The sequence below is a fragment of the Paenibacillus sp. FW101-FHT12H11 genome, assembly GCF_058790355.1.
Genome location: NZ_JBYTCO010000003.1, coordinates 39,597 through 58,630, shown reverse-complemented (window position 1 = coordinate 58,630; position 19,034 = coordinate 39,597). Strand labels below are relative to the sequence as shown.

Below are 19,034 nucleotides of genomic sequence, written 5' to 3'. Positions count from 1 at the left end.
GGAACCAATACTTCAGTAAAACCGCATAACCACAAGGGTTTTGGGGAATCTCAACCAGCTTTCGCACAAGTACCTGAACCGTGCGCGTCTGCCAATTCCGCCATGATCGCAAATGATGTGGTGACAAAAATAAATATAACATGGGACTCGAAAGCTCGTCAACGAAACTTTTACAATCCATGTATAAATACAACCCCCGTTCCTAAACCTATTCCCAAAGGAGGGATGACGAATGGATGAGGAAGAAATCAAAGCTCTCGAACCCAAATACACAGGCAATCAGCGACATCTCACAGAAGGTGAAGCTGAAGGTATCGTACATGATCCCAATTTCAAAAATGAAGATGAAGATCCCGATGGCGTTGATGTGTATCCTGCCGGGGTCGCCTTCGGCGTTTTCCGCAAACCGTAGCTAGCAATGTTATTCGTCTCTGGGTGTGCCTCCGGCAAGCACCGATAAGGACAGACATAGCAAACGCCCCACTGCATCCTCACGGATCAGTCGGGCGTTTTCTCATACAACTGTCCCGATGCCAAGATGGCCTCGTACACAGTTCTTCCAATCATGTTGCCCAGCGCAGTTGCCGTGCCCGCATAGCTGTACAAGCGGCCGCGGCATGTCGTGGCGATGAGCACCGCGTCCGTGGTCGTTCCTGTAGCCGGATGACCGTCGACTTCAACGCCTAATGCTTGAAGCGCAGCCGCCTTGGCTTCCGTCGCAGTGATGACCGCGTTGACCATCGCGGCATCGGTTAATTGCCCCTCGATAACGACAATGGTATTTATCGTACCGGGATAAAGCGAGGCGGCAGGCACTTCGGCCCCTGCCCTGGCTTTGTTCCCGAGACCTACCGTGACCCATGCACAAACGTGCAGGGGATACGTCTCGTTCTCGGCATCCTCGGCGCCATCTCGCGTCCAAGTGAGCGTGCTGTACCCAACATCCTTCACCCAAGCTGCCGTCAGCATGCCAGCTGTTTCCCGTGGATTCAACCCTTCACGTTGGATGAAATCATCCATCTCGCGAAGGGGATCAGCCTCGTTATAAAGCCTATGTACCTGCCTATTCATCAACGATCGAAACATCCCGAATCCTCCGCCCCATGGCGAAGAATTCAAGGTACGCATCGGACTATCACTATGAATTAGCACATAACTGCCATATTCGGAATTCACCAAATCCATTTGGATACCGGTGATAGGAACCCTATTCTGATTCATCCGCAGCATCATCCGGTTCAATCAATTCTTGCGGCAGCATATATTCCGGTGGCCGTTCAGCATCATAAGGCTGATAGACATAGCTGCGTGCAAGCTTGACCACTCTGCGATTTTTTTTGCGGATTAGAACACTATCATCATCCCAAGCGACAACAATGCCGCGGACATCATTCCTTGGGTTAACATCGCGAATCACGCGAAGCAATGTGCTTTCAACACGATAAAGATCCAACTGATCTTCTGTTATCATTACTCTTACCTCCAACCATCCAGTTTTACTCCTTAAGCATACACCAATTCCTGCCCAAGTTGAAACATTACATAAATCCGCTAGATCAGGGTTACCTTAATCATAACGAAGCAATGACGAAGCAATAGAACGCCATTATAACCTTGGGGGTTTTCATATTGGACAAAAAAACGTATTACGTGAATGTCGGGACAGGTGAAGTACTGGAAGACAGGACTGCGCTCAATTATGAATTTGAGATTTCCGCTACCGATGAGGAATTTGATCAATTGATGGAGCTCTTTGAAGAGACAGATAACACGTCTCAAGCCAGTTATGCGACCTCTTGGCTGCCTTTGTCGGTTTATTACTCCAATGAGACCAATCAAGAATATGATTATTATTTGACGGAAGTGTATCGCACCTTGCATCGATTAGGGAATGAACAAACCAAAAGGCATATTGAAAGTATGAATATACTAAAAAATGGTGTCTAACGAGATCTCACCGGCAGACTGCCTACGGAATGAAAAAAGGCCAACGAATCCCTAATGGATCCATTGGCCTCTTGAATTTACATTAGCTTACATGTTCCTTGGAATCATTCGTTTCAAACCAGAAATCAAGGACCTTGCTTGACATGACACGCTTCTGAATATATTCCACTTGCGCTGCGGAAAACTGCTGTTCCCATTCAATGGTCAGCTCTGTGCAGAGCTTCACGATCGTTAACAACTCAGACCAAGCGACATAGCGTTTGTACCAGAAAAATTGAGGATGTTCGATCATATACGGATATAGATCATCAAATTCTGTATGCTTACAATCAAGAGCACGTTCAAAATGTGTTTTGGCTTCACCAAGCTTAGTCATGAAATATTCAATGGAACCATTTTCGATACCCATAGATGTCAGCCTCCTCTCTTACCTTGTAACCATTATAATGGATAATTGGCAATCAGGGAAGTCAAAGACTAGATGTAAAATCAGTCAAAAGTGATTTGCCCGTTCTCTAGTGAAGCAATTCTTGCTAACGATTCCACCCGAATGCCGCGTTCTCTAATCGAACTGCCGCCGGATTGGAACGATTTCTCCACCGCAATACCGACACCGACGAGTTCAGCCTCCGCCTTCTCAATAATGCGAATTAAGCCGCGAGCCGCGTCCCCATTGGCAATAAAATCATCAATAAGCAGCACACGTTCACCCTTATGCAGCAAATGCGAGGAGACCATAATGTCGGTCACAATGCCTTTGGTAAAAGAAGGCACACGTTCGCTATACGTATCTTGATCCATCGTTAATGTCTTCTTACGGCGCGCAAAAATCATCGGGATCTCAAGATGCAATGCGGTTGTGAAGGCAATTGGAATGCCTGAGGACTCTACAGTTAACACCTTGTCCGGCTTGGTCTCTCTGAAAAGTCTTGCAAATTCCCGTCCCATCTCCATGGTCAAAACCGGATCCACCTGATGATTAAGAATGGCATCCAGCTTAAGTACTTTATCCGATACAACGACACCGACTTCTTGGATACGCCGCTTTAACAATTCCATGATACTGGCCCCCTTAATCCTGTCTATTATGAGTAAGTTACCATAATGATGAAGTAGGTTTCAAGTCCCAATTTGCGAATATCGCTCTTGGAAGTGAAACTTTTCTTGCCGAGTAGGTGTCTATACTTATACAGGATTTAACTTTTTCGAATTTGTTTTAGAAATGCTCACATTTAGGCAGCAAGATCCATTGAGATTGACAACCCGAACGCAGTATGATTAGTAATATTCTTTTTAAGACAACTATTCGGCAGAAAGGAAAGATGATGATGAACAATGCGATGAGACCCGTCATGCTCGGCTTTGTGCCTGTTGCATTTTCCTTGCTTATCGTAGCTGGCTGCCAAGAGTCATCTGCACCTTCCGCTCAGCCTACTATAGATCCATCGGTTCATGTTCAGAAGCAGAATCCAAGCACAACCCCGGTCAGCACGCCTGCCGTGCTGGCTGTAGAGACTCCAGCTGCTTCCTTGGCACCGGAGGATACGATAGCCAAGCATGAAGCGCAAGTTGCAAACACGAACAAAACGGACTTATCGGATCTGCCACAGAGCTCTTCAAACGCCAAGCCAACGTCTAAACCGCGGGTGAAAGCTGAAGATGCTTACCAACAGGAGAAACCGACTCTAATGGGCTTAAAGCTGGGAACGAGCAAAAATTTGGTGCTGGATCGATTCGGCAAAGCCAAGAAACAATTCGTTATGGATGAAGACGATGACGCGATTCAGGTCTACGATTTTGGTGATTTCTCCGTTGGCTTTAATGTCAAGGATGCCCTCGAATTCGTGGATGTACACTCCACGGATATTGATCCGGGACTGCGCGGCCTGCACCTCGGCCAGAAAGTGGAGGATGCCATTAGCATTCTCGGAAAACCGGATTCCAACACAACCTATGTGCTTTCTTACAAATCACAAGGGACGCTGCTGAAGCTCGATGTAGACCCGAATGCCAACACGATCCAATCGATTAAACTTTTCGCAGATCGTTAATACCGCTCAACAAACCGAAGACCATACCGTCATCCACAGGATGGCATGTATGGTCTTTCTTTGCGTTCAGATCGCTCTTCTTTTCCGAAAGCGGAAATAAATCACCGCTCCTATCGCAGCCACAACCACGAGAATAATGAAACTGACACCCATATATTTATGAATCAAATTGAACAAGCCATCCAAATTGCTGCCGATAAAATGGCCCAAGGTCAAGAAAGTTGTACACCACAGCAGCGCCCCTGTCCCCGCATAGAGCATGTATTTGTAGAACTTCACTCCGCTTACCCCGGACAAATAGCAGGTGAAATGGCGGACTCCCGGCACGAAATACCCGAAGAATACGGTCCACAGCCCATATTTATGAAACCAGCCTTCCGCTCTTTCGATCCGGTCCGGCGTCAATTTGAACCATTTTCCATAGCGGTACAAGAAGGGCTTGCCCACCCGGTGACCAATGAGATAACTCACAATCATCCCCGTCATCGTACCGGCATAAATCACAATCAACGTTGTCCCGTACTCAAAAGGACCTCCAGGCGCGGTCAACGAGCCCACGAAAGCCATCAACGTTTCATCCGGTATAGGTACGCCAACGATGCCGGCAGACAACAAAATGTACAGAGCAATATAGCCATAATGTCCAATAAAATCATAAAGAGCTTCTTTCACAAAAGACACACTCCCAATTTCTTACGTCTTTCTGTTCCTAACCATTTTATCAAAAATAAGGGCTTGCCCCAAGTTGCAGTCATGCTACTGTCTCCGCGAACATACCTTGTACTATATCAAACGAAAGAAAGCGGGGCAATCCATGCGAAAAGGGTCACAGATCGTCCGTATTGCCTTTACCTATATCGGGACTGTCGTTGGAGCAGGTTTTGCTTCCGGACAAGAGATTTTGCAATTTTTTACGCGCTACGGATGGATAGCTTCTTTAACAATCGCTTTGTCCACCCTCCTATTTATATGGATTGGCATCAAACTCATGCTAATGGCTCATACATTAAAAGCCACATCTTATGAGGATTTAAATCGGGTCATTTTTGGACCGAAAATAGGAAATGGGATCAGCTTGTTTACGATGATCGTGCTGTTCGGAATCACAACGGTCATGCTTGCCGGCGGCGGAACAGTATTTGAGGAGCAGCTGCATCTGTCCTATCAAACTGGACTTTTGGTCACCTTGGTTCTCTCCTATCTCGTATTATCACGAGGAATCGGCGCCATTATGACCGTCAACTCAATTGTCGTTCCTATCATGCTGCTTTTTAGCGTGGTTATCGTCGTTTATACGTGGCATTCGCCGTCATCGGGAAACTGGCTGAGGATCACAACGGATGATTCGCTTGGTAAAATATGGTTTGCTCCGTTTCTCTACACAGCCTTCAATTTGGCCATGGCACAAGCCGTTCTGGTGCCGATGGGGGCTTCCATCACGAAGCGCTCAGAGCTTTACTGGGGCGGCCTTATCGGCGGGGCAGGCATTGGACTGCTGCTCCTCTCCGCCCACTATGCGCTCTCAGCGCAAATGCCCGGCATCGCGCAGTATGAGATTCCAATGGGGAATATCATTAACAGGCTGGGCTCAGCTCCTCAGATCGCCTATTTGCTCGTAATCTACGGAGAGATTTTCACGACATTTATCGCTGATGCATATGGCTTGTCCTTGCAGCTGCAGCAACGTACCAAATTAAACCCTAAGCTGCTGCTGTTTAGCATTTTAGGACTTAGTTATCTCGTCAGCCAAATTGGTTTCAAAACGCTTCTTGCCGCTCTGTACCCTGTATTCGGCTTAATTAGTGTTGTCTGGCTCGTGCTCATGATCTGGCGCAACCGTAAACGTACGGTGTAGAACGCCGGTTTGTGCGAAGCCGAGAACGACGATCAAACGAACCATCAACAAGAGCATCCCCATCGCGCATAAAATAAGACCGGTAAGCAAATAAGAAAAATGAAAAGCAGCCGTCGTCGCCGTTTGATCTCGCAAGATCGCGAATAGTTGAGCTAACAATAGCAGCAGTCCACTGATAAACAGTCCGATCACCGCATAATCCATCACCGTCCAACGTGAAAAATAGCTCACCGCAATCTCCACTTGGCTCAATGCCTTTGGCGCTGCCGCCTGCTGACGCCAAAGCTGATGAATCATCCAAGCCGTATAAATGGCGACGCCCGTTACAAAAAGACCTAACAACCCGCCAATTATCGCTAATAGCATATTCATGCCTAAGCCCTCCTTCTGAATTGTCGACTATCCATGCCGCAGACCGTAAATGAGGATAAGCGTCAAACCAAAGCAAAGAACCGGGAGCGCATAAAGAAGGGGAAACAGCATCCAGCTTGGGAGATTCATCGCTGGTTTCCATAGAAGCTGAAGTCGCCTTACTTCAGCTTCTTCCGGACTTTCTGCAGGCTTAAGTGATTTAACGGATAGCGCCTCCGCTGCCCCTTCGTTCCACTCGATCTTCCCTTTTTTCCAACCAACCTGGTACGTAATTTCACGGTGTTCTTTCTTCTTCTCGCTTCCTGGCTCCACTTTGATTCCTCCAGCTTTTTTCTTCAACTTATATGAGTGAGAACCGGTTCTCATGCCATGCACGACAACCGGTTTACAAGTTTATTAATTGATAGTTGGGAATAACGCGTGCAGCCGCATCCCGCACATGCCCGTGACACGTAAACAACAGCACTTGATGCCTGCTGCTTAAGTCAGCGAGCACACGCAGACAGCTCTCCATCCGTTCTTCATCGAAATTGACCAGAATATCATCCATAACAAGCGGTAACACCGCTTTGCCGGCGTATTCTTCCACAAGCGCAAATCGCATGGATAGATATAGCTGCTCCGCCGTTCCACGGCTCAGTTGACTCGTATCTACGGACTGTCCATTGGATCTAACCGCAACAAGACGCTGTTCTCCAAATGGCGCTTTGACATGGGTGAAGGCTCCGTTCGTCATCCTGGTCAAATAATCGGATGCTCGTAAAAGCACACCTGGCTGCCGTTCCTGCTCATATACCTCGCGCGCTTTCTTCATGAGCAGGGAAGCAAAAGAAGCCACGGCATACTGATCGACCTGTTCCCGAATCGAAGCTCGGTAAGCTTCGGCCTGAAGTTGGCCGTCGGCTTGCTCAGAACCTTGCTCCAACTGTTCGATGTGTGCCGTCAGTTTACCGGCCGCTTCGCGGAGTTCGTTCGTTAAGGCTGCCGTTTCCGCCATCTGCTGTTCAATCGTCTCCAAACGGTAAGCGATATCGGCTTCCCCTTGCGTCTCCAACAGTTCCGTATAGCTGGCAAGTGACGCACGGCTTAGCAAAGCCTCAAGCGAAGATTCCAACAGCTTCTGTTCATCGGTCAACTTCTTGCGCTCTTCCTGCTCTCTCTCCTGTACGCGCAGCGCTTCGCCATCTTCTGCAGAAGCTTCCTGCAGCAAGATCGCAAACCGCTCACGCGTGCGCTGCTCGGCAGCATCCAGAAGCTGCAGCTCTTCAGCAACCTCTGCATAAAGCGCTTCGCTATGCGTTCTCGCTGCAAGCAGCTTCAACTGCTCTTGCTCCTGCTCTTTCCAGCGTTTGAGCGCAAATAAAGGCTCTTGCGCTGGGGATAGTTGAAGCCGCATTACAATAGCTTCTTCATACTGCTTTACACTTTGAAGCAATGCCGCAAGCCTTGCTTCCAGTTTATGGAGCTGGCGTAGACTCTCCTGCCCCTGCTCAATCGCCTGAATCGTTTCCATCGCGGCATCAGGGGACAATCGCCCGCTTAAGCCGAGGGATACGAGCCAACTGCTCCAATTCCTCTGAAGCTGCTCAGACTCCGCTACGTGCTGTTCATACACAATCCCTCGCTGCTCTTCTTGGAGTTGAAGGGAGTCGCGCATTTCCTTCGCATCTTGCAGCTTGTCCACCTTGCGTTTCTGCTCATCCAGCTGTTGCTTGTTGTGCTCAGCTTCTCTCAGCCAGGCATCCAATTGAGGCTGAAAACTATGAAGAGCGTACGCTTCGGTACGGCTTCTTGGCTGTGAAACGTGCAAAGCGGATGCTGCCGCAGCTTCGTTAAAACCTATCTGTGTCTGACTGGATCTCATGAATGCAGTGATTTGTTCCTGCAAACGGCTTTCCAACTCAAGAAGTTCGCGAGTGGTCGCTTCGTTCGGAGAGGGCTCCTGGCTAGAGGACGCCGTCATCGCGCGGGAAGCCCTGCGATCCGAACCTGATCGGTCGCCGAACTGGATGAAAAGTGCCGCCCCTGCAAATAGCAGGAACGCACAAACAGCTATTGCCCAGCTGCTTTGCCATGCCAGCAGAATTGGAACGATAATCGCCAATGCGCCGAAGAAAAGGACCATTCGTTTTCGAAGCTTCCGCGAGGCCGCTTTCCCTGCCTTGGCGGCTTCCTCCAGGCTGAGCTTGTATTGATTCTGCACAGCTTCTTGTTCTTTGTAATGCTGAACTTCCCTGACCAGCAGCTGCCACTGCGCGTAATCTCTTGCGATTCTTTGCAGCGACGTTCCTGGAACCATCCCTCCTGGAAATGAAGGGGCTAACCGGACATCGGCTTCCAAGAGGCGAATGCTATCCTCCACCCGCAGAAGCTGCTGTTCCAGGCTTTCCAGCTCGGTTCGAACACGCAGCTCATCCGTCCGGCACTTATGGAACTGTTCCTTGAAAGTTCGAATCTGCTCACGAAGAGAGATGGACACGGCAAAGGCGCCAAGATCCATCTGACCTTCCCCGTCTGCGCCGTCTATTTGTTTCAGCAGTCTGTCGATCTGCGCGCGCCCGTGTTCTTGTTCCACGCGCAGCCCGTCCAAACTGCGCTTCTGTTCTTCATACGTCGCTGCTTGCTCCAGCCAATGATTCAGCTCCGTCTGATGCGCGAGCACATCCGGCTGGATGCGGATCGCGCCCAGCTGTTCCGCAAGCGCCTGCTGCCGCAGGCTGAGCCTTGCGCGCTCCGCATGGAGGCGCTCCAGTTCCGTCTCGAGCGCGTCCAGCCTCGCCGAGGCGCGCTCGGGGAAGCCAGCCAGCTCCGGCAGCGCCGCGAGCTCCCGGCCGATCTGCCGCAGCCGGATCCATCCGCTGCGCGCCTTGCCGGCCAGGCTGAGCCGGAGCTGCTCCGCGCGCAGCGCCTCCTGCTGCTCCTCCAGAGCAGCAATGCGCTCCTCCGCGGAGCGGCGCTCTCCCTGCAGCCGATCATAATCGGCTGCCAAGTCACGGCTGCGGCGCAGCGACTGCTCGAGACCCTCCAGCTCCTTCAGGAGACGATTCATCTCCTGATTGCGCCCGCGGGGTCTGTACAGGCCGTCGGCCTGCGCCGTCAGCTTGCGCTCGGCTTCCATAATCGCCGAGCCGCTTACACCGAGCCCAGCGCTATATAGATAGCCGCTGAGCTCGTCCGTCTGCAAGGTGCGAAGCTCTTGCAGCTCAGTTAAACCAAAAGCGAACAAGCTGCGGAAGAGGTCGGCCGATAGGCCGCCCAGCAGCGTGTTCAGCAGTTCTTCGCCGCCGGTGGTGCCATCACCGAGGGTAACCTTGATGTGCCCCGCAGAGGCACGTTTTCCGCCTGAGGCGGGCGCGTCGTAGCGCTCGACGCGAATGAGCTGACCCTGCTCATCCTGCAGGGTCAAAGCGCCGCCATGGGCGCCGCCGCCCAGCGGCTCGTAGCGTTCCGACCGGTTCTGCCGGGTCGGAAAGCCGAACAGCACCGCGCGGACGAAGCCCATGAGCGTGCTCTTGCCCGCTTCGTTGGCGCCGTAGAACAGCGCCAGCGGGCTGTCTGTATCGAGCTGCCGCTGCCGCAGGCTGCCGAAGCCATCTACCTGGATGGATACGATCTTCATCCAGGCCACCCCCCTTCCGCGGACAGGAGATCCGCGGCCATTTCTTCTGCGGCGCGAAGCCATTCGCGCAGCCGCTCGGGATCCGCCGCAGCCGGATCGCCGGCAGCCTGCGGCAAGTTTTGCAGCGCCGCGAGGGCTTCGCCCGCGAACGCTTGCAGCGCAGCGTCGTCTCCGCGCAGCGCTGCCGAGATCCGCAGGAGGTCGCCAAGAAAGCTCTTCTCCTGCTGCAGGGCCTCCAGATCGAGCTCACTAGCCGTTCGGTCCTCGATCGATTCAATCCAGACGAAGCGGCTCCGCTCTGCTTCGTCCGAGCGCAGCTCAGCGATCAGTTCCTGGAGCATCCGCCCTTTGCGGAGCATGCCGGAGACTGCGCTTCGCCCTTCCAGAACGATACGGACGACAGCATCGCGTCCTTCTGCTTCAAACCTGGCCCGTTCAAGTTGGTCCCCAATCTTGTCCTTCAATTCTTGCTCTGTCTGCAAGCCGGCAACAGACAGCCGCATCTGGAACCAGCGCACCTGATCCAGTGCGCGAAAGATGAGATCCGCTCGTCCATTGTCCGACATGTCAACGATATAACAGCCGCGCGGCCCTGTTTCCCGGATATTTCGCCCCTGCAGGTTACCCGGATACACAATTGCCGGCTGCTCATGCAGCACATTTCTAGTGTGAACGTGGCCCAAAGCCCAATAGTGCATACCCGCTTTCAGCAAATCCTGTTTGCTGCATGGCGCGTAGTTATCATGAGCCGGGTCACCTTCGACATTCGTATGTAAAAGCGCAATTTGAGCCGCATCTTCGCGTCCTGGCTTAAACTGCAGCGCCAAGTTCTCCATAACCGCCGCACTGCGATATGAAATCCCATGAATCTGGGCGATGACGCCGCGATCCGGTTTCGTTACCGTCAGCGTCTCGACTTGATCGCACGCAAAAAAATGGACGTCTGCCGGCCAAACCAGCTTTGCGGCGCGTCCATCCTCCGGGTCATGATTTCCATGAATGATATAAGTAGGGATTCCTTGCGCAGCCAACTGCTCCAACGCTTTCTGAAAGCGAATTTGTGCGCGAAGGGAACGATCCGATAAATCGTAGACATCCCCGCTGATAAGTACAAAATCAACCTGCTCTTGAACAGCTGCCGCTACGAGTTCCTTGAGCGCGCCGAACGTCGATTCTCGCATGCGCTCACGAACGCGTTCAGGCAGCGCCGACATGCCTTTGAACGGGGAATCCAGATGCAAGTCGGCGGCATGCATAAACCGCAGTTGTTTCATGTCTCTAACGCCTTCCTGCTTTAGCTATTTTCGTTCTGATCTTCTTTCTTTTCTGCTGTAGGATGCTGTTCCACGATGTGATAGCTCTCATAAACGCTTTTCAGTTGGCGAAGAACACGGTTCAATGAATAAGTTTTCTTCGCTTTTTCCCATGCGGTACGCGCCAGATTGTATCGGAACGTTGGATCAATGACCACCTTCTCCAAAGCGTGGCTTAATGCCATTGCATCTCCGACAGGCACCAGAAGTCCGTTGTGTCCATGTTCAATTTGCTCTGCAATCCCCCCGACATCGGTCCCAATCAGAGCGAGCCAGCATAACGCTGCTTCCGCAAATACCGAACCGAATGCTTCCGCGCGAGACGGCAAGACGAAGACATCAAAAAACGGCATGAATTCTTCCGGATGCAGCATATAGCCATAAAAAATCGTATCTTCATAAATATTATGCTGAATGGCCAGCTTCTCCAGCTCTTCCCGGCTAGGTCCATCCCCGATAATATGCAAAACAAAAGGATGTCCCCGCTTTTTCAGTTCTCCGCATGCGATCAGCAGGGTATCCAGCCCCTTGGCAGGTACCAGACGGCACACCGTAATGAATTGTGTCACTGCATTTTCATGGGAAATCGGGCGGAAACGTTTCTCATCAAAACCGTTCGGGATCACGCCAATCCGTTCGCTATCCTGCACATACTCTGAAATATATTGTTTGAACGAATTCGACACCGTAATGATCTGATCGACCTTTGTTTCAAGCTCCTCATACATCTGAGTGAGAAACTGATGTTCCACACCATTTTCTTTAATGCGTCCGTTCAATACAAGCTCTCTCTCGAAGCTGGAGTGAATGGTCAGAATCACCGGTGTTTCCGGATAAATTTGCTTCATCGCCATTGCCGCAATCGGGTGATGCGCATGAATAATGTCATATTTCTTGGTCACTCGCAGCTTCGTCCACCAAACATAATCCTTGTAAGTCTGAATGTATTTATCAACGATCGGGTTACCGGCATACTTCCGCCAATCGAAAGTGACGAATTCCACTTCCTCTGTGCCTTTATTGCGAATGCGTTTAGGCAGCGAAAATAGTTCCATTTCCCATCCCTTTTTATTAAAGCGGTCCAAAATATAGGGAACCATGGATGACACCCCACCCGGTTGTTCCGGGGGGAAAAATAATGCTTGCAAGATGTTCATTGCATGAGCCCCTCTCCCAAAGCCTTGAGCTTTACCTTCTTATTGTAACTTGTGCGCGCCGAATATAAAAGAGAACAACATTAAGCCGCTTGAAACGATTCTATCCCTCTCTCCCATTTTCCTTTATAATAGAATCACATCTTGTCGAAAAATAGGGATTTTGGGGGAACGCATGAAAGCTGTTGATCTCTTGTTCGGTGATTTAGCTTCATTATTATCGCATGTTATTGTATTGGTTATTGTGACACTAATGTTTGTCATTTCACTACGCTTGTTTCTCGATCGCCGTAAAAAAGGCTACATGTCGATGACCTTCTCCGTTATCTTCGTCGGCATTCATTACTTGCTTAAGATATACGTCTTGCTCACGGCACTGGATACAAGCTTGACCGCGTACGTATTGTTAATGCTGAAAATCGTATCCTTCGTACTTTTGAATTTTGGAGTTTATCAATTATACAACCGAACGCACCGTAAACAGTACATATTTTTTTATGGTTTGATTATTATGGGATTCGTTGTCTCTATTCTTCATTTTAGTGTGCCTCAAATGTACAGCGGCACGCCACAGCAGGTTCGGCTGCTGCAAGACATTGCCCTGGAGCTTTATGTTTTTGTGCTAATCTTCCTGTGCTTTTATATGATACCTCCTTACATTGGTCAACAAGCGAAGTATCAATGGGCGCTCACCGTCTTTTTCCTGATCCAAACCTGTCATTTAATCAATGTGTATATGTATGGCAATGAACAGATTTGGCTCACTCTGGCAGGCAATCTTTTGCCCATCGTCTTTTACTTCTTATTATTTATTATGCTGTTTGATCGTGTCGTTGAGCTGATGCAGGCCATCTATAATTCATCCATCACGGACGGACTTACTCGACTATATAACCGCAAATTTTTCTACAATCGTGTTTCGCAGTATGTTGGGAGGCATCTTCCTATCTCTATTTTGTTCAGCGACATTGACAATTTCAAGAAACTGAATGATACCAAAGGGCATCAAATGGGCGACGATGTGTTGAAACAAGTGGCTCAAATTATGAAGGAAGAAGCCGAGGAATGCGGCATTGCAGGCCGTTACGGCGGGGAAGAGATGGTTGTGATGGTAACGGATCCAAGTGTGAAAATGGATGCTTTCGCCGAACGCGTGCGCAGCCGGATTGAGAAAGAGACCATCGTTACCGCCAGCATCGGGTATAGCAAATACAAAAACGGCGTAAGCGCCGAAGAGCTTATCAAACAAGCGGATGAGGCCATGTATAAGGCCAAAACAACAGGTAAAAACAAGGTTGTCAAGTACGCGTAATAAGCGGCATTGAAACAAGCAAAAAGCTATTCTTTATGTAGATAAAGGGTAGCTTTTTTATTTTGCAGATTAACTTTTCACATCTCGTTTTTGGAGTTTCTGTACTCTCTAACTCTACTATTTCTATCATAATTTGTAATTTTATTCCGATATATGTATGATGTTAAAGAGATTATTACAATTTTTGGGATTATAAACATTATGGAGGGAATCTATGAAACGTTGGATGTGTACACTAGCTGCCATTGCAGTAACGGCCTCGCTGACAGGGTGTAATTTCGCGGAGAAGGCTAGCGGCTCTTCAAGAGAAGCCGGTTCGCTCAAGAAGTTGGGGAAAGACGAGAAAGCTACGATTAAAGTACTCTATTATGATAAGACTTCTTTTTACCAACAGTACGGTAATCTTTTCATGGCCAAAAATCCAAATATTGATGTTGAGGTCATCTCGAATCAAGGCATTTATGGAGCAGGCAAAGATCCACAGGAAGCGCTTATCCACCTCATCGATGAAGAAAAACCGGATGTTCTCCTTCTGAATGGCGGCGACCAACTTGAAAAATTTGCACAACAAGGACGTCTGTATGCTCTGGACGATGTCATCAAGCAGGATAAATTTGATGTGGAACAAATCCTTCCAGCTACTCTGGATGCGATCAGGCTCAAAGGCGAGGGCAAGTTATATGGGCTTTCACCGGACTTTTATAGTCAAGCTCTTTACTATAACAAAGATCTATTCGAGCAGTATGGCATAGAGTTTCCAAGGAATAAGATGAGCTGGGAAGATGCGATGAATCTCGCCAAACGATTCCCGACCGACGGTCAAGGCGATCAGCGAATTTACGGGTTTTCTGCCTATTCTTATATGGGAGAAGGAGTCGCCTATCAATATATGAACAACATCGGCACAACGCTGGGTCTGTCTTTCATCGATCCTGAGCAGATGAAGCTGACCATCCAGACAGATGCTTGGAAGAAGGCTCTCCAACTTACCGTCGACTCTCTGAAATCCGGAGCATTGTACGCACCCAAAAGTCAGACAGATTCTAATGCGCCACGCATGTATGAGGATTATCTCAAACAGAATTTGTTTGCCATGGGCAAGGTTGCAATGACGATTGACGGCAACTACATGATACAAACTCTACAACAGGCCAAAGATGTCTTGAAAGACGTAAAGCCTGTCAATTGGGATATCGTCACGGTTCCCGTTGATCCGCAAAATCCAGATTTTTCTAACACCGTTTCCGTTTCCAATGTCTTCGGAATCAATGCCCAATCCCCCAATACGCGGGCAGCCTGGGAATTCATTAAGTATATCAACAGCGATGAGTTCGCTAGAGTCATGTCTAAATCGTCGAGCAGCCTGATGACGCGCACTACTTACTCGAAAGCTAAGGATGGCCATAATCTTGAGGCATTTTATCTCCTCAAACCAAACCCTGACAAGAACTTTACAGGTTACGAAAAAATCCCAAGCAGCTTCTACCAGCCGTTCTCTTTGCTTGCCAATCAAGAAATCCAGGCTGTCATCGATGGGAAGAAATCAGCGGACGAAGCGCTTAAGACGATCCAAGATAAAGGACAAGAACAATTAGTGCAAGCTAAACAAGCGGACGATGCTCTGAAAGAGTCTCAGTCTAAGCCGAAATAAACAAAAGGCTGTCTTGGGGGTCATCACAAGACCCCCAAAACAGCCCTTCAATCTTTTTACTCGTCGTCCGCTTCAAGCACATGCGCTTTGCAAAATGCTTCTACTGCCGCGACTTCATCATCCTCAAGATCAAAATCCAGATAGATTTGCGTCGTTTTCTCATAAATCTCATACTTCAATAGACCTGATTTGTCTTCGTCAACGTTATAGATCGCACGGATGTACAGTCCGCTTTCGGAGTACAACTCATCATCTTCCTCAACTTCGATATCTATAAGAAATTCGTATCGTTGTCCGCTCAAAATGCCAAACGGATCTTTGATCACTTCAACCGTATAACTCGTAATCGTAAACATCTTATCCCCCCTTTTTCATCTGCAAGGCTATAGTATACCTGATTATGTGAAGAATCGCACATAGCATTAGACCAGCTTCACGATTTGTCCCGCTGGAATTTCGACGGAGTCCCCCTCCACACTAATCCAGACGGAAGTGGCTGTGGGATTATGGACAAGATGGCGATCAACCGAGTAACGTAATTGTTCCACGGCATGCAGATAGGTATAAATCTCCGAGTTCGTCGCGTACCAAATGTTGTTGTGCCCGCCTGCAATCTCGCCAAAACGGTCGATAAGATCCCAATTGTTATCGTTTTCAAATTCATAGCTGTGGCCCCATACATATAAAAGCGCCATCCGTGTGTGCCTTTGCTCAAGCTTGGCGAACTGCTCCCCATACGCTAACATTTGCTTATGATGACAAGTAGGATGCCACCTTAGGAAATCATCGGGAATATGAAATTTCCCGTGACTTGCTACAGTTCTCGCATATTCAACACCAAGTGCTGGCAGAATCGACACAACACGATCACTGTGTGTTCCAAACGGATAGCTCATTCCCTTAACGGGATAGCCGACCAGAGACTCTAGCGCTCTGCGGTCGTCCATGATTTCCATGACGATTTGTTCATTTGAGGATTGCTCCAGGAATGGATGATCGACTGTGTGCGCCGATACCTCATGTCCTGTGAAAAGTGAAGCAACTTCTTCCGCTGTAATATAGTCTTCTTTGCCCAAAAAACCACTGTTCAAGTGGAAGGTTCCTTTGATTCCGTATTCATTTAACTTTGCCACGAATCTACGGTCATGTACTCTTCCATCGTCATAGCTAAGGGTCAGGGCTTTATGAACCCCGCCTGGAAATCGGTCATTACGAATACGCATATGGTTTCCCCCAATAAGTGCTTCATAAAGTTATTCCCATATTTTACTTTTGGTTGTCCGATTTTTGCAAGTGATTTCCTGCACATCTTTGTTTATGGGAACTGCAATCCTCTAATTGGAGAAAAAGCGGACTGTAGTTCCCAATGACTCCGCCTTATTTCCAATGCTTATCAATAAAAGCATCACGCCCGGAAGAAATCCGTTCTTCTTTGTATGCTTTAGGGTTCTTAATATGATAATTCTGGTGATATTCTTCCGCCGGGAAAAAAGTAACCGCCGGCCTGATCTCCGTTACAATCGGCTTATCAAAACGACCGCTTTGCGCAAGCTCCTCTTTCGATTCGTCGGCAAGCTTCCGCTGCTCTTCATTGTAATAAAAAATCGCCGTACGATACTGGCTGCCGCGGTCAATGTACTGTCCTTCATCATCGGTAGGATCTATCTGAGGCCAATATAGCTCGAGCAGTTTTTCGTATGGGAAGATCGCCGGATCAAATGTGATTTCCACAACCTCCAAATGACCGGTTTGCCCAGTCTTCACTTGTTCATAAGTAGGATTCTCTACTGTACCGCCCATATAACCGGACACAATACCGTGAATCCCTGGTTGTTCTTCAAACGGACTTACCATACACCAGAAGCAGCCCCCGGCAAAAGTCGCTTTTTGTAACATAGGTATACCCCTTTCACCATGCTAGACATGATTGTTTGTATAACTATTCATTATAATTATTTACGATTGACAAGTCCATTTTCCGTGCAGCTATGAAGAGTAAATTTTCTTCAATAAAAAACAGGGAGCAACTGTCTGCAACAGTCCACTCCCTGTTTCCTTCACTTCGTTCCATATCTAATTACCACACAAACGTCATTGTAACAATAACCAATAGAATGAACAGAACCAGAATTGCGGCTGCACTTGTACTACCTGCTGTATAACCCATAGATCCCATCCTCCTTTCTTAAAAAACAATCATTCGTTGATGAGGAGGTTTACAACCTTACACACTCACTGCAGTTAGAATGATAACAAGTAAGATGAATAGAACAAGGATAATCGCTGCCGAAGTATTCCCTCCACCATTGCATCCAGCTGTATAACCCATTAACAGATCCTCCTCTTATAAAGAAAAGTGTACCGACTTTATAAAGTACGAATCTATTGGAAAAGTTGCGTGGACGAATCACCCAGTAACATTTTACCTATTTTGTGTACCCGTTACTGCTCGAACGGTTTGCCTCCGATGGTGGAACAAATAATAAACAACAAGCGTTAAAATCATCATACATCCACCGATCAAGAACATTGTATGGTAGTTTGTCTTTGCTGCAATCACCCCGAGCAGATAGGAGCCTACTCCGTACCCAGAGTCAAAAAACACGAGAAACGTGCTGATAGCAACTCCTCTGCGATGACCAGGCGAAGCTTTAACCGCAATGGTCATGAAGCTGGGGAAAATAGCCCCATATCCGATCCCAATTATTCCGGCCGTAATAAGAAACACCGGTGCGGTATAAGCTTGGCTCAACCAGATCATCCCGATAATGAATAAAATAATGCCGGGATAAGCAAGGACATGCTCTCCTTTTCGATCGAACAATCTTCCGGTAAAAGGCCGAGTTAGGAGGATCATCAAAGCAAGAATGATAAAAAAGTAGCTTGCTATGCGCTCTAGTCCCAACGATTTGGCATATACGGAGATAAAGGTAGATAAAGCACCATAAGAAAACGCAAGGACGAAACCGGCTATGGAAATCGGTAGGGCAGATACCTCAAAATAGCGTAGGATCCCCTTGATCACTGCCTCCGAAGATTGGCGGCTGACCTGTTTCGTGAATCTAGTAAGCATCCCGCACAATAAAGACAGCAGCGAAAAAACAGCAACCATAATGAACATGACTCCATAGCTAACATGCGTTGTTATCCATAAGCCTACAAAAGGCCCTATAACCATTGCAAGACTCATAAACAAACTAAAATAACCAACTCCCTCTCCTTTTCGATGTTCAGGAATAATATCCAGAACAATGGCTGAAGTGGATGTCGTCACGATCCCAAAAGCAAAACCATGAATAAACCGCAAGATGAGTAGGACAGAATAGTTGTCAATCCATAGATACGACAAACTACATATCGTAGAGATAATTAATGCAATATTTAAAAGTTTTCTTCTGTTTATCTCTTCTAACCACTTTCCGGTTAAAGGCCTTGAAATGACAGCCGTGATGACAAAAAGCGTAATAACAAGACCAATGCTTTGTTCGCTCCCGCGCAGCTCATCGAGTACAAATTGCGGCAAAGTCACGGCTAATATATAAAAGGTCATGAAGATAAAAAAATGACTACAACTGATCATTAAAAAATCCCGGCTCCATAATCTCTCTTTTTCCACTTCGATCCCTACTTTCTCACCATAGTATCTTTAATTTCCAGATGATTAATGCAACTTTGCTTCTCCACTACATGTAAGCATTGTAGTAAAATAATCATTGATAGATCAATACATATATTTCGATAATAATCATCGAAAATTTCA

23 protein-coding genes are annotated in these 19,034 nt (G+C 48.0%); 6 read left to right on the top strand and 17 right to left on the bottom strand.

Annotation, left to right across the window (positions count from 1 at the left end):
• The coding region (locus tag AC3WTJ_RS10440; protein WP_492521723.1) for a hypothetical protein at positions 1-181 on the bottom strand (181 nt) is incomplete at its 3' end.
• Between the two features lie 51 nt (positions 182-232).
• Here AC3WTJ_RS10440 and AC3WTJ_RS10435 point away from each other — a divergent pair.
• Positions 233-412 carry a hypothetical protein gene (locus tag AC3WTJ_RS10435; protein WP_127458555.1) on the top strand — a complete coding sequence of 60 codons (180 nt, stop codon included), beginning with the start codon at positions 233-235 and terminating at the stop codon, positions 410-412.
• Positions 413-498: 86 nt separating this feature from the next.
• Here AC3WTJ_RS10435 and AC3WTJ_RS10430 read toward each other — a convergent pair whose 3' ends face one another.
• Both AC3WTJ_RS10430 and AC3WTJ_RS10425 read right to left on the bottom strand, forming a co-directional pair.
• Positions 499-1,221: an adenosylcobinamide amidohydrolase gene (locus AC3WTJ_RS10430; protein WP_492521722.1), complete on the bottom strand. Its 723-nt coding sequence runs from the start codon at positions 1,219-1,221 to the stop codon at positions 499-501.
• Positions 1,208-1,471, bottom strand: coding sequence for a hypothetical protein (locus tag AC3WTJ_RS10425; protein WP_492521721.1), 264 nt, complete (start codon positions 1,469-1,471; stop codon positions 1,208-1,210). The genes AC3WTJ_RS10430 and AC3WTJ_RS10425 overlap by 14 nt, the downstream gene beginning before the upstream one ends.
• Before the next feature lie 158 nt (positions 1,472-1,629).
• On the opposite strand from AC3WTJ_RS10425, the gene AC3WTJ_RS10420 reads away from it, so the two are divergent.
• Positions 1,630-1,947, top strand: coding sequence for a hypothetical protein (locus tag AC3WTJ_RS10420; RefSeq protein WP_492521720.1), 318 nt, complete (start codon positions 1,630-1,632; stop codon positions 1,945-1,947).
• Positions 1,948-2,029: 82 nt separating this feature from the next.
• On the opposite strand, the gene AC3WTJ_RS10415 is transcribed toward AC3WTJ_RS10420, so the two are convergent.
• Together AC3WTJ_RS10415 and AC3WTJ_RS10410 are read right to left on the bottom strand one after the other, a co-directional pair.
• Entirely contained in the window at positions 2,030-2,356 is a 327-nt protein-coding gene (locus AC3WTJ_RS10415) for a hypothetical protein (protein WP_079413697.1), read from the bottom strand.
• Positions 2,357-2,436: 80 nt separating this feature from the next.
• Positions 2,437-3,006 carry a xanthine phosphoribosyltransferase gene (locus AC3WTJ_RS10410; RefSeq protein WP_492521719.1) on the bottom strand — a complete coding sequence of 190 codons (570 nt, stop codon included), beginning with the start codon at positions 3,004-3,006 and terminating at the stop codon, positions 2,437-2,439.
• A 263-nt stretch (positions 3,007-3,269) separates the two neighbouring features.
• On the opposite strand from AC3WTJ_RS10410, the gene AC3WTJ_RS10405 reads away from it, so the two are divergent.
• The gene (locus tag AC3WTJ_RS10405) at positions 3,270-3,998 is read left to right on the top strand and encodes a hypothetical protein (RefSeq protein WP_492521718.1); all 729 of its coding nucleotides are present in this window, start codon (positions 3,270-3,272) and stop codon (positions 3,996-3,998) included.
• 66 nt (positions 3,999-4,064) lie between these two features.
• Here the strand turns inward: AC3WTJ_RS10405 and AC3WTJ_RS10400 are convergent, their stop codons facing one another.
• Positions 4,065-4,670 carry a DedA family protein gene (locus tag AC3WTJ_RS10400; RefSeq protein WP_407871545.1) on the bottom strand — a complete coding sequence of 202 codons (606 nt, stop codon included), beginning with the start codon at positions 4,668-4,670 and terminating at the stop codon, positions 4,065-4,067.
• A gap of 142 nt (positions 4,671-4,812) precedes the next feature.
• Between AC3WTJ_RS10400 and AC3WTJ_RS10395 the strand changes: the two genes are divergently transcribed.
• Positions 4,813-5,853 (top strand): YkvI family membrane protein, encoded by a 1,041-nt coding sequence (locus AC3WTJ_RS10395; RefSeq protein ID WP_157325745.1) that lies wholly within the window; start codon positions 4,813-4,815, stop codon positions 5,851-5,853.
• Here the strand turns inward: AC3WTJ_RS10395 and AC3WTJ_RS10390 are convergent.
• From AC3WTJ_RS10390 to AC3WTJ_RS10370, 5 genes are all read right to left on the bottom strand, one after another.
• Entirely contained in the window at positions 5,794-6,225 is a 432-nt protein-coding gene (locus AC3WTJ_RS10390; protein ID WP_492521717.1) for a hypothetical protein, read from the bottom strand. The two genes, AC3WTJ_RS10395 and AC3WTJ_RS10390, sit on opposite strands and share 60 nt — an antisense overlap.
• Positions 6,226-6,252: 27 nt before the next feature.
• Entirely contained in the window at positions 6,253-6,537 is a 285-nt protein-coding gene (locus AC3WTJ_RS10385; protein WP_492521716.1) for a hypothetical protein, read from the bottom strand.
• Between the two features lie 73 nt (positions 6,538-6,610).
• Positions 6,611-9,844, bottom strand: coding sequence for an AAA family ATPase (locus tag AC3WTJ_RS10380; RefSeq protein ID WP_492521715.1), 3,234 nt, complete (start codon positions 9,842-9,844; stop codon positions 6,611-6,613).
• Positions 9,841-11,118 carry a metallophosphoesterase family protein gene (locus AC3WTJ_RS10375; RefSeq protein ID WP_492521714.1) on the bottom strand — a complete coding sequence of 426 codons (1,278 nt, stop codon included), beginning with the start codon at positions 11,116-11,118 and terminating at the stop codon, positions 9,841-9,843. Before AC3WTJ_RS10375 ends, AC3WTJ_RS10380 begins: the two co-directional genes overlap by 4 nt.
• A 20-nt stretch (positions 11,119-11,138) precedes the next feature.
• Positions 11,139-12,314, bottom strand: a complete 1,176-nt coding sequence (locus AC3WTJ_RS10370; protein ID WP_492521713.1) for a glycosyltransferase family 4 protein — start codon at positions 12,312-12,314, stop codon at positions 11,139-11,141.
• A 172-nt stretch (positions 12,315-12,486) separates the two neighbouring features.
• On the opposite strand from AC3WTJ_RS10370, the gene AC3WTJ_RS10365 reads away from it, so the two are divergent.
• Together AC3WTJ_RS10365 and AC3WTJ_RS10360 are read left to right on the top strand one after the other, a co-directional pair.
• A complete protein-coding gene (locus AC3WTJ_RS10365) occupies positions 12,487-13,623 on the top strand; it encodes a GGDEF domain-containing protein (RefSeq protein ID WP_407871539.1) in 1,137 nt (378 codons plus the stop codon).
• Positions 13,624-13,837: 214 nt separating this feature from the next.
• Positions 13,838-15,274 carry an ABC transporter substrate-binding protein gene (locus tag AC3WTJ_RS10360; RefSeq protein ID WP_492521712.1) on the top strand — a complete coding sequence of 479 codons (1,437 nt, stop codon included), beginning with the start codon at positions 13,838-13,840 and terminating at the stop codon, positions 15,272-15,274.
• Between the two features lie 56 nt (positions 15,275-15,330).
• Here the strand turns inward: AC3WTJ_RS10360 and AC3WTJ_RS10355 are convergent, their stop codons facing one another.
• The 6 genes from AC3WTJ_RS10355 to AC3WTJ_RS10330 form a co-directional block, all read right to left on the bottom strand.
• Positions 15,331-15,630, bottom strand: coding sequence for a DUF6509 family protein (locus AC3WTJ_RS10355; RefSeq protein WP_492521711.1), 300 nt, complete (start codon positions 15,628-15,630; stop codon positions 15,331-15,333).
• A 66-nt stretch (positions 15,631-15,696) separates the two neighbouring features.
• Positions 15,697-16,497 carry a polysaccharide deacetylase family protein gene (locus tag AC3WTJ_RS10350; protein WP_492521710.1) on the bottom strand — a complete coding sequence of 267 codons (801 nt, stop codon included), beginning with the start codon at positions 16,495-16,497 and terminating at the stop codon, positions 15,697-15,699.
• A 154-nt stretch (positions 16,498-16,651) separates the two neighbouring features.
• Positions 16,652-17,170, bottom strand: coding sequence for a peptide-methionine (S)-S-oxide reductase MsrA (gene msrA, locus AC3WTJ_RS10345; protein ID WP_492521709.1), 519 nt, complete (start codon positions 17,168-17,170; stop codon positions 16,652-16,654).
• Between the two features lie 181 nt (positions 17,171-17,351).
• The gene (locus AC3WTJ_RS10340; RefSeq protein WP_157325763.1) at positions 17,352-17,450 is read right to left on the bottom strand and encodes a sporulation protein YjcZ; all 99 of its coding nucleotides are present in this window, start codon (positions 17,448-17,450) and stop codon (positions 17,352-17,354) included.
• 48 nt (positions 17,451-17,498) lie between these two features.
• Positions 17,499-17,603, bottom strand: coding sequence for a sporulation protein YjcZ (gene yjcZ, locus AC3WTJ_RS10335; protein WP_492521708.1), 105 nt, complete (start codon positions 17,601-17,603; stop codon positions 17,499-17,501).
• A gap of 93 nt (positions 17,604-17,696) precedes the next feature.
• Positions 17,697-18,890: an MFS transporter gene (locus tag AC3WTJ_RS10330; RefSeq protein WP_492521707.1), complete on the bottom strand. Its 1,194-nt coding sequence runs from the start codon at positions 18,888-18,890 to the stop codon at positions 17,697-17,699.
• Positions 18,891-19,034 lie beyond the last annotated feature (144 nt).